The sequence below is a fragment of the Micromonospora sp. NPDC049089 genome (assembly GCF_040648775.1).
GTDB lineage: Bacteria > Actinomycetota > Actinomycetes > Mycobacteriales > Micromonosporaceae > Micromonospora.
The window spans coordinates 1-13,436 of sequence record NZ_JBEZEH010000199.1 but is presented as its reverse complement, the minus strand read 5'-3'; the positions used below and the strand labels follow the sequence as shown (position 1 = coordinate 13,436).

10 protein-coding genes are annotated in these 13,436 nt (G+C 71.3%); 6 read left to right on the top strand and 4 right to left on the bottom strand.

Annotated features, from left to right (window positions below; translation table 11 throughout):
- The first annotated feature begins 191 nt into the window (after positions 1-191).
- Positions 192-1,154, top strand: coding sequence for a DUF4349 domain-containing protein (locus AB0B48_RS27085; protein WP_357206414.1), 963 nt, complete (start codon positions 192-194; stop codon positions 1,152-1,154).
- Here the strand turns inward: AB0B48_RS27085 and AB0B48_RS27080 are convergent.
- A complete protein-coding gene (locus AB0B48_RS27080; RefSeq protein WP_355009483.1) occupies positions 1,111-2,370 on the bottom strand; it encodes an amidohydrolase in 1,260 nt (419 codons plus the stop codon). The genes AB0B48_RS27085 and AB0B48_RS27080 overlap by 44 nt on opposite strands.
- A 460-nt stretch (positions 2,371-2,830) precedes the next feature.
- Positions 2,831-4,414 (bottom strand): methylmalonyl-CoA mutase family protein, encoded by a 1,584-nt coding sequence (locus AB0B48_RS27075; protein ID WP_355009484.1) that lies wholly within the window; start codon positions 4,412-4,414, stop codon positions 2,831-2,833.
- 206 nt (positions 4,415-4,620) lie between these two features.
- On the opposite strand from AB0B48_RS27075, the gene AB0B48_RS27070 reads away from it, so the two are divergent.
- Both AB0B48_RS27070 and AB0B48_RS27065 read left to right on the top strand, forming a co-directional pair.
- On the top strand, positions 4,621-6,690 hold the full coding sequence (locus AB0B48_RS27070; protein WP_357206411.1) for a protein kinase: 2,070 nt from the start codon (positions 4,621-4,623) through the stop codon (positions 6,688-6,690).
- A gap of 48 nt (positions 6,691-6,738) precedes the next feature.
- The gene (locus AB0B48_RS27065) at positions 6,739-8,403 is read left to right on the top strand and encodes a phospho-sugar mutase (protein ID WP_357206409.1); all 1,665 of its coding nucleotides are present in this window, start codon (positions 6,739-6,741) and stop codon (positions 8,401-8,403) included.
- Positions 8,404-8,614: 211 nt separating this feature from the next.
- On the opposite strand, the gene AB0B48_RS27060 is transcribed toward AB0B48_RS27065, so the two are convergent.
- Both AB0B48_RS27060 and upp read right to left on the bottom strand, forming a co-directional pair.
- On the bottom strand, positions 8,615-9,292 hold the full coding sequence (locus AB0B48_RS27060; protein WP_357206407.1) for a GPP34 family phosphoprotein: 678 nt from the start codon (positions 9,290-9,292) through the stop codon (positions 8,615-8,617).
- A gap of 73 nt (positions 9,293-9,365) precedes the next feature.
- Positions 9,366-9,998, bottom strand: coding sequence for a uracil phosphoribosyltransferase (gene upp, locus AB0B48_RS27055; RefSeq protein ID WP_355009488.1), 633 nt, complete (start codon positions 9,996-9,998; stop codon positions 9,366-9,368).
- Between the two features lie 133 nt (positions 9,999-10,131).
- Between upp and deoC the strand changes: the two genes are divergently transcribed.
- From deoC to AB0B48_RS27040, 3 genes are read left to right on the top strand one after another with little or no spacing between them, the layout of a single operon-like run.
- Positions 10,132-11,091 carry a deoxyribose-phosphate aldolase gene (deoC, locus tag AB0B48_RS27050; RefSeq protein ID WP_357206405.1) on the top strand — a complete coding sequence of 320 codons (960 nt, stop codon included), beginning with the start codon at positions 10,132-10,134 and terminating at the stop codon, positions 11,089-11,091.
- Between the two features lie 6 nt (positions 11,092-11,097).
- On the top strand, positions 11,098-12,528 hold the full coding sequence (locus AB0B48_RS27045; RefSeq protein WP_357206403.1) for an aldehyde dehydrogenase family protein: 1,431 nt from the start codon (positions 11,098-11,100) through the stop codon (positions 12,526-12,528).
- Entirely contained in the window at positions 12,521-13,345 is an 825-nt protein-coding gene (locus tag AB0B48_RS27040; RefSeq protein WP_355009491.1) for an aldehyde dehydrogenase family protein, read from the top strand. Before AB0B48_RS27045 ends, AB0B48_RS27040 begins: the two co-directional genes overlap by 8 nt.
- Positions 13,346-13,436: the final 91 nt, after the last annotated feature.

Here is a 13,436-nt window from a genome sequence, read left to right as displayed (position 1 = left end):
TGTTCAGCTCCGTGGGCGAAAGAGGTCAGTATCGCGGCCGGTCCTCCCCCGTCGTGTTCCACCCGAAGGCAGGAGTGGGCGTACTTGGTGAGCCGCATCGTGACTCCTCGATTATCGAATCGTGACGTCCTCAGCGCAGTCTGCCGGAACCAGCCGGTGTGCGCGTCGCGTCCGAGCTATCGCCACACCGGCTGACGACGATGGGAGCGGGGATGGACGGACAGATGGGACGACGCCGCAGTGCGCTGCTGGCGGCGACGACACTGGCGGCGGCCCTGGCGCTGACGGGGTGCGGTGCCGGCGACAGCGGGGCGCAGGACAGCGCGGGCACGGCGGCCGAGGCGCCAGCCGCCAACGGCGGTGAGGTGAACCGGGACGCCGCCGCGGGCGCACCGGAGGGGGCCGGCGCGGGCGCACCCGACCTACGGGTCGACCAGCGGGCGATCATCTACACCGGAAAGATGCGGGTGCAGGTGGACGATGTGGACTCTGCCGCCCGCGAGGCCACCGCCGCGGCCGGTCGGGCCGGCGGCTTCGTCGGCGGCGACCAGCGGCACAGCGCCGACGCCGACGCGGTGGCGGAGTTGGAGTTGCGGGTGCCGGCGGCGAAGTTCACCGGCGTGGTGGAGGAGATCGCGAAGCTCGGTCGGCAGCAGAGCCGGGAGATCAACACTCAGGACGTCACCGAGGAGACGGTCGACCTGGAGGCCCGGATCACCAGTCAGCGGGCCCGGGTGGAGAGCGCCCGCCGGTTGCTGTCCCGGGCCACCTCGATCACCGACCTGGTGTCGCTGGAGAACGAGTTGGGTCGACGGGAGGCCGACCTGGCCTCGCTGGAAGCCAAGAAGCGACGCCTGGCCGACCTGACCGCCCTCTCCACGATCACCGTGTCGCTGGCCGGGCCGGCGGCGAAGGACACCGAGGAGAAGGCCGAGACCGGCTTCCTGGTCGGACTCAAGGGCGGCTGGAAGGCGTTCGTCGTCTCGATGACCGTCCTGCTCACGGTGCTGGGCGCACTGCTGCCGTGGCTGGTGGCGCTGGGCGTACCGCTGGTGGCGCTGCTGGTGGTGCTGCGCCGACGGCGCAAGCCCTCGGCTCCGGTCGCGCCGGTCAGCGCGCCGCCGCCAGTGCCCGCAACGCGGTCTGCACCATGACGCGGACGCCGACCGCGATGGACCGCTCGTCCACGTCGAAGCTCGCCCGGTGCAGGTCGACGTTGGGGCCGGCGCGACCCACGCCGAGCCGGGCGAGGGCACCGGGGACGTACTCCAGGTACCAGGAGAAGTCCTCGCCGCCCATGCTCTGCGGTGTCTCGGCGATCCCGTCCGGACCGAGGGCGGCGGCGGTGGCGGCGGTCAGCACCTGGATGGCGCGGGCGTCGTTGCACACCGGCGGCCGGCCGCGCAGGTATTCCAGGTCGACAGTGGCACCGGTCGGCGCGATCACGTCCCGCACCACCTGAGCGACGATCTTGGGAGCCTTCTCCCAGGTGTCGCGATCCATCACCCGGAGGGTGCCGGACGCGCTCGCCTCGGACGGGATGACGTTGTAGCGGGTGCCGGCCGAGGCGTGGCCGAAGACCAGCAGCAGGCCGCTGTTGGCCGGCACCCGGCGACTGACCAGGGCCGGCACCTCGGTGATCAGCCGACCGAGCGCGTCGACCATGTCGACGGTCAGGTGCGGGCGGGCGGTGTGCCCGCCCGGGCCGGAGAGTCGGACGGTCACGTTGTCGGCGGCCGCGGTGATCGGGCCGACCCGCAGGCCGACCTGGCCCACCGGCAGGTTCGGGTCGCAGTGCAGCGCGAAGATCTGCACCACGTCGTCCAGGCCGCCGGCCTCGATGACCTCCAGCGAACCGCAGGGCAGGATCTCCTCGGCCGGCTGGAAGATGAGCCGGACCCGACCGTCCAGCTCACCGAGGTCGGCGAGTTGGGCCAGCAGCATGCCGACGCCGAGCAGGACCGAGGTGTGCACGTCGTGCCCGCAGGCGTGGCAGACGCCCTCCACTGTCGACCGGTACGGGACGTCCTTGGGGTCGTCCAGCGGCAGCGCGTCGATGTCGGCGCGCAGTGCCACGACTGGGCCGTCCGGCCTGCCGTTGACGTCGCAGATCACGCCGTTGCCCTTGGGCAGCAGGCGCGGGCTCAGCCCGGCCAGCGACAGCTCCCGGGCGATCAGCGCGGCCGTCTCGAACTCGTTGCCGGAAAGCTCAGGGTGCGAGTGGAGGTGACGGCGCGTAGCGATCAGCCCCGGTACCCGGAGCGCGAGAAGATGGTCCAGCTCGCGGGGCAGGGGCTCGGATCCCGGTGGCGTCTCCGGCCAGGACGACGCCAGCTGGCCACTCGTGGGCAGCGTCAACGCACTCGTCACGTCGAATTCTCGATCACTAGGAATGGATGGATCATCGGGGACAGCAGACAGCCTAGACCTCCGACGGTGACGCTGCGCAACCTCGTTACGGTAATGATCGGACCGCGCAGAGTCACGTATGCCCTGCTGGGGCCGCTCGTCAAGGTGGGGGACAGCAGGTAGATCACGGTCGAATGCCGTCATCAGCCCCTCACCTCCTACAACGCGTAACCGATCGCTGCGGTCCCGAATCCCGGTCGACAGCCGGAGACCCGTTGCCAAATTGTCGCATTAGTCGGGGTGATGAACTGACACTCCGACAATTAGCCGACCACACAGCGCAACGAGCCGGATAAGGACGCTCACACGCACCCACCCGCCGTGGGCGCACAGGGTGTGCGTCCCGGCTCAATCGACCGGATACCCGCTGAGAGCGCCGGACACACCGGCACCCCCGAAGGCCGCAGTCGCGGCTGGACGCTCAGAATCGGTCAGTGGGGCGGTACAACCCCCACACCTCACGCAACGTCCCGCAGACCTCACCCACCGTCGCGCGGGCCCGCAGTGCCTCCTTCATCGGGTACAACACGTTCTCCGTACCCTCGGCGGCGGCCCGAAGATCGGCGAGCGCCCGTGCCACCGCGTCGGCGTCCCGCTCGGAACGCAACCGGGCCAGCCGGTCGGCCTGGGCCGCCTCGATCGTCGGGTCGACCCGCAGCGGCTCGTACGGCTCCTCCTCGTCCACCGTGAACCGGTTGAGCCCGACCACCACCCGCTCCCCCGAGTCGATCTCCTGGGCGATCCGGTACGCGGACTGCTCGATCTCCCGCTTCTGGAACCCGGCCTCGATCGCGTCCACCGCCGAGCCGTGGTCGGCCACCCGCTCCATCAACTCGACGGCGGCGGCCTCGATCTCGGCGGTCATCGCCTCCACCACGTACGACCCGGCGAACGGGTCGACGGTGGAGGTCAGGTCCGTCTCATAGGCCAGCACCTGCTGGGTACGCAGCGCGAGCCGGGCCGCCTTCTCGGTGGGCAGCGCGATCGCCTCGTCGAAGCTGTTGGTGTGCAGCGACTGGGTGCCACCGAGCACGGCGCCCAGACCCTGCACCGCCACCCGAACCAGGTTCACCTCCGGCTGCTGGGCGGTGAGCTGCACGCCCGCGGTCTGGGTGTGGAACCGCAGCATCATCGACTTCGGATCCTTGGCGCCGAAGTCGTCACGCATCAGCCGAGCCCAGATCCGCCGGGCGGCGCGGAACTTCGCCACCTCCTCCAGCAGCGTGGTGCGGGCCACGAAGAAGAACGACAGCCGGGGCGCGAAGTCGTCGACGGCGAGCCCGGCGGCCAGCGCCGCCCGCACGTACTCCACCCCGTTGGCCAGCGTGAACGCGATCTCCTGCGCGGGCGTCGCGCCGGCCTCCGCCATGTGGTAGCCCGAGATGGAGATGGTGTTCCACTTCGGCACCTCGCTGCGGCAGTACGCGAACGTGTCGGCCACCAGGCGCAGCGACGGCTTCGGCGGGAAGATGTACGTCCCCCGGGCGATGTACTCCTTGAGGATGTCGTTCTGGATGGTGCCGTTGAGCGCCGTGCCCGGCACCCCGTTCTCCTCGGCGACGAGCTGGTAGAGCAGCAGCAGCACCGAACCGGGCGCGTTGATGGTCATCGAGGTGGACACCTTGTCCAGTGGAATGTCGGCGAAGAGCAGCCGCATGTCCTCGATGGAGTCGATCGCGACACCCACCTTGCCGACCTCGCCGTGCGCGATCGGCTCGTCCGAGTCGTAGCCCATCTGGGTCGGCAGGTCGAACGCTACCGAGAGGCCCATCGTGCCGGCCCGCAACAACTGGTGGTACCGCGCGTTGGACTCGGTGGCGGTGCCGAAGCCGGCGTACTGGCGCATCGTCCACGGGCGGGAGGTGTACATGGTGGGGTAGACACCCCGGGTGTACGGAAACTCGCCCGGGCTGCCGAGCCGGGAGTCCAGTTCTTCCGGAAGGTCGGCCTCCGTGTAGACGCCGTTGATCGGAAAACCGGACTCACTTGACCGCCGTTGGTTCATCCCCGGATGGTAGGACGCCTGGCCACGTCGTCGGGTGAGGGATACCGCACAGTGCGTCCCGAGCTGTCGACAGCAGGTGAACGACAGGGCACGTTCTGTCGACTTCGACAAACGTCCGCCGCGTCGGCTTTCGCATCCGGCGTCGGAACCAGCAAGATAGGGGGGTTGTGTCCCAGCCCCCCTCGATTTCCCCCGGTGGCTTTTCTGTGACTCAGATCCCGACGTGGAGCGGCGGACCAGTCAGTCCCGCCAACGGACGAGCGGCGCCCGGCACCACCATTGGTGACCGGTACTCGCTGCGGTCCTCGGTGGGCAACGGCGGCATGGGCACGGTGTGGCGCGCCACAGACACCCTGCTGCGCCGTGACGTGGCGGTGAAGGAGGTCGTCCTGCCCCCGGGGCTGGCCCCCAGCGACCGCGACGCGATGTACGAACGCACCCTGCGCGAGGCCCGCGCCGCCGCCGCCATCCAGCACCCCGCCGTGGTGCAGGTGTACGACGTGGTCACCGAGGCGGGCCGGCCGTGGATCGTGATGGAGCTGCTGGACGCCCGCAGCCTCGCCGACATGGTGATCGAGGACGGGCCGGTCGCCCCGCGGGCCGTCGCCAAGATCGGCATTGCGCTGCTCGGCGCGTTGGAGGTCGCGCACGCGATCGGCGTGCTGCACCGCGACGTCAAACCCGCCAACGTGCTGATCTGCACCGACGGGCGCTGCGTGCTGACCGACTTCGGGGTCGCCCGGATGCCCACCGACGTGCAGCTCACCACCCCGGGCATGGTGCTCGGCTCACCGCACTTCATCTCGCCCGAGCGGGCCATGGGCCAGGAGTTCGGGCCGCCGAGTGACCTCTTCTCACTGGGTGTGACGCTCTACACAGCTGTCGAGGGGCGCCCCCCGTTCGACAAGGGCGACCCGATCGAGACCATGCACGCCGTGGTGGAGGACCCGCCCGCCCCACCGCAGCGCAGCGGCCCGCTGACCCGAGTGCTGATGGGTCTGCTCGAGAAGGACCCGGCACGCCGACTCGACGTGCACACCTCCCGGGCCATGCTGCGCGAGCTGCTCGCCGGCCCGCTGGGCAGCACGGCGACGGCTGTGCACTCGGTCACCGACCCGTACGCCGTGGTGCCGGTGCAGCAGCGCCCCATCCCCGTCCTCCCGCCGCCCCAGCCGGAGCCGAAGCCGGACAGCCAGATCGGCGGCAAGGCGATGCTGGCCCCGGGCGAGTCCCTGACCGACCGGCTGGCCTCGCTGCGCCGGGGCGAGCGCCCGCAGGCGGCAGCTCGTCCGGCCGGCACCACCGGGGGTCTCGACGAGACCAGCGCCGACGCGTTGGCCGGCCCGCTGCACACGCCGACCGGCGCGATGCCGACGACGGGCCGACCGGCGGCCGGGCGCACCTACGGCGGCAACGCGGACGCCACCCAGCGGGTGGACGCCGGCGGGCACCCCGACGCCACCCAGCGGGTCAGCTACGGCAGCCCGGCCGATGCCACCCAGCAGGTCGGGTACGGCGGGGCAGCACCGGAGGCCACCCAGCGCGTCGGCGGCACCTACGGCGGCGGCAACCAGTGGTCGGTGCCGGGCACCGGCCAACCCTGGGCGACCACGCCCGCCGCTTCGGGCGGCAGCGCGCTGGACAAGGCTCGGGCCACCGGTGGTCAGCTCGTCACCACGGTCAAGGGCTGGCCGCGCAAGGTGCAGCTCGCCGCGGCCGGCGGCCTGGTCGTCGTGCTGCTGCTCACCGCGGTGGCGCTCTCCGGCGGCGACGACGCCCCGCCGAGCACCCCGACCGCGCAGCCCACCACGTCCGCCCCGGCGGCCCCCACCGTCGAGATGCAGGAGCACACGGCCCGCGGAATCCAGGTCATGGTGCCGAAGGGCTGGAAGAAGTCCACCGGCGGCTCGTACACCGACTACATCGACCCGGCCGACAGCGGCCGTAAGGTCCGCATCATCACCGAGAAGTGGACCAGCAGCTCCGTCCGGTGGGCCGAGACGGCCGAGAACGGCCTCAAGACCCGCAGCACCTCCTGCGTCAAGCCGTACAACCAGATTTCCTCCACCGAGACCGAACTGGCCAGCAAGCCGGCAGCCGAATTCGAGTACACCTGCGGCGCGGGTGACGCGATGCGGCACGGTGTCTGGCGAGGCGTCGCCCAGGACGGCAAGGCGTACTCGTTCTACCTCACCTCCACGGACGCCAAGTTCGCGGAGAGCAAGGCGATCTTCGACGAGATGGCACGGACGTTCCAGCTCACCGGGAACGGCTGAGCCGGAGGGAACCCACAGGGATGATCCGTCGCCGTGCTATCAAGGGGCATGGCGGCGGACAGCACTGACATCGACGACATTCGCGAGCAAGCCCGGCGTTGGCTGGCCGACGACCCCGACCCGGCCAGCCGAGACGAGCTGACGGCGGTGCTCGACGGTCTCCCGGCGAGCGGCCCGGAGCTGGCCGACCGGTTCGCCGGCCCGCTGACCTTCGGCACGGCGGGCCTGCGCGGCCCGCTGCGCGCCGGCCCGAACGGGATGAACCTCGCCGTTGTCACCCAGGCCGCTGCCGGCCTGGTCACCTGGCTCGCGGCCCAGGGTGGCACCGGTCCCCTGGTGATCGGGTACGACGCCCGGCACGGCTCCCGGCAGTTCGCCGAGCGCACGGCCCAGGTGGCGACCGGCGCTGGCCGCCCGGCGCTGTTGCTGCCCCGACCGCTGCCCACCCCGGTGCTGGCGTACGCCGTGCGGCACCTCGGCGGTGTCGCCGGCGTAATGGTCACGGCCAGCCACAACCCGCCGCAGGACAACGGCTACAAGGTCTACCTCGGCGCGGAGCTGGGCGGCGAGTTGGGCGCCGGCGCGCAGATCGTGCCACCCGCCGACGCCGGTATCGAGGCCGCCATCCGATCGGTCGGGCCGCTGGCCCAGGTGCCGTTGGGCGAGCCCGGTCAGGTGCTCGGCGACGACCTGGTCGCCTCGTACGTCGAACGGGCCACCGCGGTGATCGACCCGGACGGGCCACGGGACCTGACCGTGGCGTACACCCCCCTGCACGGGGTGGGCGCGGCGGTGCTCACCGCCGCCTTCGCCAGCGCTGGTTTCCCGACCCCCGGGGTGGTGCCCGACCAGGCCGAGCCGGACCCGGCGTTCCCCACCGTGTCGTTCCCCAACCCGGAGGAGCCGGGTGCGGTGGACCGGCTGATCGCACTGGCCGACTCCACCGGCGCGGACCTCGCCATCGCCAACGACCCGGACGCCGACCGTTGCGCGGTGGTCGTCCGGGACCGCGACGGCTGGCGGATGCTGCGGGGCGACGAGGTGGGCGTCCTGCTCGCCGATCACCTGATGCGCCGAGGGGTGACCGGGCTCTACGCCACCACCATCGTGTCGTCGTCACTGCTGCGGGCGATGTGCGCGGCGCGGGGCCTGCCCTACGACGAGACGCTGACCGGCTTCAAGTGGATCGTGCGGGCCGGCGGAGGAAGTGCGCCGCTGGTCTTCGGCTACGAGGAGGCACTCGGCTACTGCGTCGCCCCGGAACACGTCCGGGACAAGGACGGCATCACCGCCGCGCTGACAGTGGCCGAGTTGGCCGCCGGACTGAAGACGCAGGGTCGCACGCTGACCGACCGGCTGGACGAGCTGGCTGCCGAGTTCGGCGTACACCACACGGACCAGCTTTCCGCCCGGGTGGACGACCTGCGGGTCATCGCCGACGCGATGGCCCGGATCCGGGCGGCCACCCCGGCCACCCTGCTCGGGCAGCCGGTGGACAGCGTCCGGGACCTGCTTCCCGAGTCGGACGTGGTGATCCTGCGGACCGCAGCGGCCCGGGTGGTGATCCGCCCGTCCGGGACCGAGCCGAAGCTCAAGGCGTACCTCGAGGTGGTGGAGCCGGTCACGGATGGTGACGTTCCGGCGGCCCGCAGCCGGGCGGCGCAGGCGGTCGTCGGGCTGCGAGCCGAGGTCGGCGCCGCTCTCGGCATCTGACGCCGCGAACGACCCATCCGCTCGGCACGTTCCCTTTGCTCTGCACCCGCGGATGCGCCACGTGCCATCGGGGAGCCGACATGCGGCGGACGCCGAGCGGCGGCCACCGCATGGCGCATGGTGCATCCGCGGGTGCAGAGCAAAGGACGGCAGGGGCGTGCTGGCTTCGACGATCAGGCGCGCTTGCCGAGGGCCTGGTCGACGGCCTTGATCAGGCGCGCTTGCCGAGGGCCTGGTCGACGGCCTTGGCCAGGGCGGCGACGACCAGGCCGACCGACGGGCGGACCACCGAGTTGTCGGTGCTCACCTCGCCGGAGAACCCGGCGCCGGTGGCGATCTCCGTCAGCCGGCGGCGGGCGTCGGCGGCGGCCTCGCCGCTCAGCCCGAGCGCGGACTCCATCCGGAGCACCACCACCAGGGTGGCCAGCGCGGCGGTCCGCTCGTCCGGGGCCGCCGCGCCGGTCAGCGCCTCGGCCAGCCGCTGCCGGGTCTCCGCCTCGACGGAGGTGTCCACGACCGGGTAACGGTGCACGTGGATGAAGCCCAACTCGGTCTCGTCGACGTCCCGGACGACGCCCTGCCGGCACAGGTCGGCGAGGATCCGGTCGCGCAGGCCGTGCCGCAAACGCTGCACCCAGGACGCCGGGCTGTGCGGGGTGTCGGCGGCGATCCGGCCGAGGACGTCGTCGCTGAACGGCTCGCCGGTGGGCGTCGGGTCGATCACCGTCAGGGACCCGTCGGCGTACGCGATCCGGCCGGTCAGGGCCAGCTCGACCAGCACCGCGGCGGCCATGCCCAGGTCCAGGCTGATCCGTGGCATCGTCGCCTTGCCGGTCGTGTCGTCGTAGGCGAGGAGCAGCAACTCCTCGGCGAGCGCAACACCAGTCATGGCCGGAGACGGTAGCGGGTCCGCGCACCCCGTGCACGGACCCCGCCGGACCCGGCACCGACCGGGTCTCCCGTCAGAAGCGGGGCATGCCACCGAACTGGCGGTCGCCGGCGTCGCCGAGGCCGGGGACGATGAACATGTGGTCGTTGAGCCCCTCGTCGATCGAGGCCGTGACCAGGCGCAACGGCAGGCCGGAGCGCTCCAGCCGGTCGATGCCGACCGGGGCGGCGAGCACACAGAGCACTGTGATGTCAGTGCAGCCGCGGTCGGCCAGCAGCTGGCAGCAGTGCTCCAGCGAACCGCCGGTGGCCAGCATCGGGTCGAGCACCAGCACCGGCAGCCCGGCCAGGTCGCGTGGCAGCGACTCCATGTACGCGCGGGGCTCGTAGGTCGCCTCGTCGCGGGCCAGGCCCACGAAACCCATCGAGGACTCGGGCAGCAGACCCAGCGCGGCGTCCGCCATGCCCAGCCCGGCGCGCAGCACCGGGACCAGCAGCGGGGGGTTGGCCAGCCGGGTGCCCTCGGTGCCGGTGACCGGCGTCTGCACCGGGTACCGCTCGACGGGGAAGGAGCGCGCCGCCTCGTACACCAGCATGGTGGTCAGTTCGTGCAGCGCCGCCCGGAACGTCGAGGAATCGGTGCGCGCGTCCCGCATGGCGGTCAACCGTGACTGGGCCAGCGGGTGGTCAATGACGTGTACGTCCACGATCGCTCAACCTACCGGTCCGTGCCGCGCGACGGTGCGGGTGCGGTCGGACCAGGGACGCCGCTCACGTCGGAACCTCACCGAGCGGTCGTGAGCAAGATCACTCGGCGGTCTCGTGCGTAGACTTCTCGGCATGACGGCGACAACGACGTCGGCCCGGTCGGAGCTCTCCGAGCTGGGACGATCCGAGACCGCTCTGCGGACCTTCCTGCACGGCCTGCCCGGCGTGGACCAGGTCGGCGCGGAGCAGCGGGCGGCACAGCTCGGCACCCGCTCCATCAAGACCACCGCCAAGGCCCAGGCGATCGACCTGGCGATCCGGATGGTCGACCTGACCACCCTGGAGGGGGCGGACACCCCGGGCAAGGTTCGCGCGCTCGCCGCGAAGGCCCTGCGTCCGGACCCGGCCGACCCGTCATGCCCGCACGTCGGCGCGGTCTGCGTCTACCCGGCGATGGTCCCCCACGTGGCCGAGGTGCTGCGCGGGAGCAACGTGCACCTGGCCAGCGTGGCGACCGCGTTCCCCTCGGGTCAGGCGCCGTTGGAGATCAAGCTGGCCGACACCCGGGCCGCCGTCGCGGCCGGTGCCGACGAGATCGACATGGTGATCAACCGGGGTGCGTTCCTGGCCGGGCGGTACAAGGAGGTCTACGACGAGATCGTGGCCACCAAGGAAGCCTCCGGGGACGCCCATCTCAAGGTGATCCTGGAGACCGGCGAGCTGGCCACCTACGACAACGTCCGGCGGGCCTCCTGGCTGGCCATGCTGGCCGGCGGCGACTTCATCAAGACCTCCACCGGCAAGGTCCCGATCGCGGCGACGATGCCGGTGAGCCTGGTGATGCTGGAAGCGGTGCGCGACTTCCGCGAAGCGACCGGGCGGCAGGTGGGCGTGAAGCCCGCCGGTGGCATCAAGACCACCAAGGACGCGATCAAGTACCTGGTGATGGTCAACGAGACCGTCGGCCCAGACTGGCTCGACCCGGACTGGTTCCGCTTCGGCGCGTCCAGCCTGCTCAACGACCTGCTGATGCAGCGCACCAAGCTGACGACCGGCGTCTACTCCGGTCCCGACTACTTCACCCTGGACTGATAGCCGATGTTCGAATACGCCCCCGCCCCCGAATCCCGCTCGGTGGTGGACCTCAAACCCTCGTACGGGCTGTTCATCGACGGCGCGTTCGTCGACCCGACCGACGGTGGCAGCTTCAAGTCGATCAACCCCGCCTCCGAGGAGGTGCTGGCCGAGATCGCCGAGGCCGGCGCCCAGGACGTGGAACGCGCGGTGCGCGCCGCCCGCAAGGCGTACGACAAGGTCTGGGGCCCGATGCCGGGCCGAGACCGGGCGAAGTACCTGTACCGGATCGCCCGGCTCATCCAGGAGCGCTCCCGCGAGCTGGCCGTCCTGGAGTCGCTGGACAACGGCAAGCCGATCCGCGAGTCCCGTGACGTCGACCTGCCACTGGTCGCCGCGCACTTCTTCTACTACGCGGGCTGGGCCGACAAGCTTCCGCACGCCGGTTTCGGTGCCAACCCGCGCCCCATCGGCGTGGCCGCGCAGGTCATCCCGTGGAACTTCCCGCTGCTCATGCTGGCCTGGAAGATCGCCCCGGCACTGGCCGCAGGCAACACGGTGGTGCTGAAGCCGGCCGAGACCACCCCACTGACCGCGCTGCTCTTCGCCGAGATCTGCCAGCAGGCCGAGCTGCCGGCCGGTGTGGTCAACATCCTCACCGGCGCTGGCGACACCGGCCGCGCGCTCGTCGAGCACCCCGGCGTGGAAAAGGTCGCCTTCACCGGCTCCACCGACGTGGGCCGGGCCATCGCCCGTTCCGTCGCCGGCACCAGCAAGAAGCTCACCCTGGAGCTGGGCGGCAAGGCCGCCAACATCGTCTTCGACGACGCACCCATCGACCAGGCCGTCGAGGGCATCGTCAACGGCATCTTCTTCAACCAGGGGCACGTCTGCTGCGCAGGCTCGCGACTGCTGGTCCAGGAGAACGTGGCCGACCGGGTACTGGACTCGCTGAAGCGACGGATGGCTCAGCTCCGGGTCGGTGACCCACTGGACAAGAACACCGACGTCGGCGCGATCAACTCGGCCGCCCAGCTGGACCGGATCCGTGAGCTGTCCGACGCCGGCTCGGCCGAGGGCGCCGAGCGCTGGTCGCCGCCGTGCGACCTGCCCGACCGGGGCTTCTGGTTCGCGCCGACCATCTTCACCGGCGTCACCCAGGCACACCGGATCGCCCGCGAGGAGATCTTCGGCCCGGTGCTGTCGGTGCTGACCTTCCGCACCCCGGCCGAGGCCGTGGAGAAGGCCAACAACACGCCGTACGGGCTGTCGGCCGGGATCTGGACCGACAAGGGCTCCCGGATCCTGTGGATGGCCGACCGGCTGCGCGCCGGCGTGGTCTGGGCCAACACCTTCAACAAGTTCGACCCCACCTCGCCGTTCGGTGGTTACAAGGAGTCGGGCTACGGTCGCGAGGGCGGCCGGCACGGGCTGGAGGGGTACCTCAATGTCTGAGCGGGTCGCGGTACGCAAGACGTACAAGCTCTTCATCGGCGGGAAGTTCCCGCGCAGCGAGTCGGGACGGTCGTATCTCGTGCAGTCCTCGAATGTGTCACTGGCCTCCCGCAAGGACGCCCGGGACGCGGTGGTCGCCGCCCGCGCCGCCGTCAAGGGCTGGGCCGGCGCGACCGCGTACAACCGGGGTCAGATCCTCTACCGGGCCGCCGAGATGCTGGAGGGCCGCCGCGAACAGTTCGTCGCCCTGGGCATCCCCGGCGACGAGGTGGACGCCGCTGTCGACCGCTGGGTCTGGTACGCCGGCTGGGCCGACAAGGTGGCCCAGGTGTACGGCGGCGCCAACCCGGTCGCCGGCCCGTACTTCAACATCTCCGCGCCCGAGCCGACCGGCGTGGTCGCGGTGGTCGCCCCGGAACGCCCGGCGCTGCTCGGCCTGGTCAGCGTCATCGCCCCGGCGATCGTCACCGGCAACACGGTGGTGGTGGCGGCATCCCCGAGCGAGCCACTGGCGGCGGTGACGCTGGCCGAGGTGCTGGCCACCTCCGACCTGCCCGGCGGTGTGGTCAACATCCTCACCGGCGCGATCACCGAGACCGCGCCGACGCTGGCCGCGCACATGGACGTCAACGCGATCGACCTGACCGGGGTCACCGATGCCGCGCTCGCCACCGACCTGGAGGTCAAGGCGGCGGACAACCTCAAGCGGGTGCTCCGGCCGGCCCCGGCCGACCACGACTGGACCGGTGACCCGGGGGTGGCGCCGATGACCGCGCTGCTGGAGACGAAGACGGTGTGGCACCCGAAGGGGGTGTGATCGTTTTTCTCGGCCTTGTGGTTTTCCGGGGGCGGTTTTCCGGGGGGGAGTCCGCCCACTCCGGGCGGTCAGGCTTGATCCCTGCGTGGGC

Excerpts from the sequence above, each read along its gene's own strand:
- AB0B48_RS27075 (WP_355009484.1), bottom strand. The coding sequence starts at position 4,414 with ATGAACCAACGGCGGTCAAGTGAGTCCGGTTTTCCGATCAACGGCGTC.
- AB0B48_RS27065 (WP_357206409.1), top strand. The coding sequence starts at position 6,739 with ATGGCGGCGGACAGCACTGACATCGACGACATTCGCGAGCAAGCCCGG.
- AB0B48_RS27060 (WP_357206407.1), bottom strand. The coding sequence starts at position 9,292 with ATGACTGGTGTTGCGCTCGCCGAGGAGTTGCTGCTCCTCGCCTACGAC.
- deoC (WP_357206405.1), top strand. The coding sequence starts at position 10,132 with ATGACGGCGACAACGACGTCGGCCCGGTCGGAGCTCTCCGAGCTGGGA.
- AB0B48_RS27045 (WP_357206403.1), top strand. The coding sequence starts at position 11,098 with ATGTTCGAATACGCCCCCGCCCCCGAATCCCGCTCGGTGGTGGACCTC.
- AB0B48_RS27040 (WP_355009491.1), top strand. The coding sequence starts at position 12,521 with ATGTCTGAGCGGGTCGCGGTACGCAAGACGTACAAGCTCTTCATCGGC.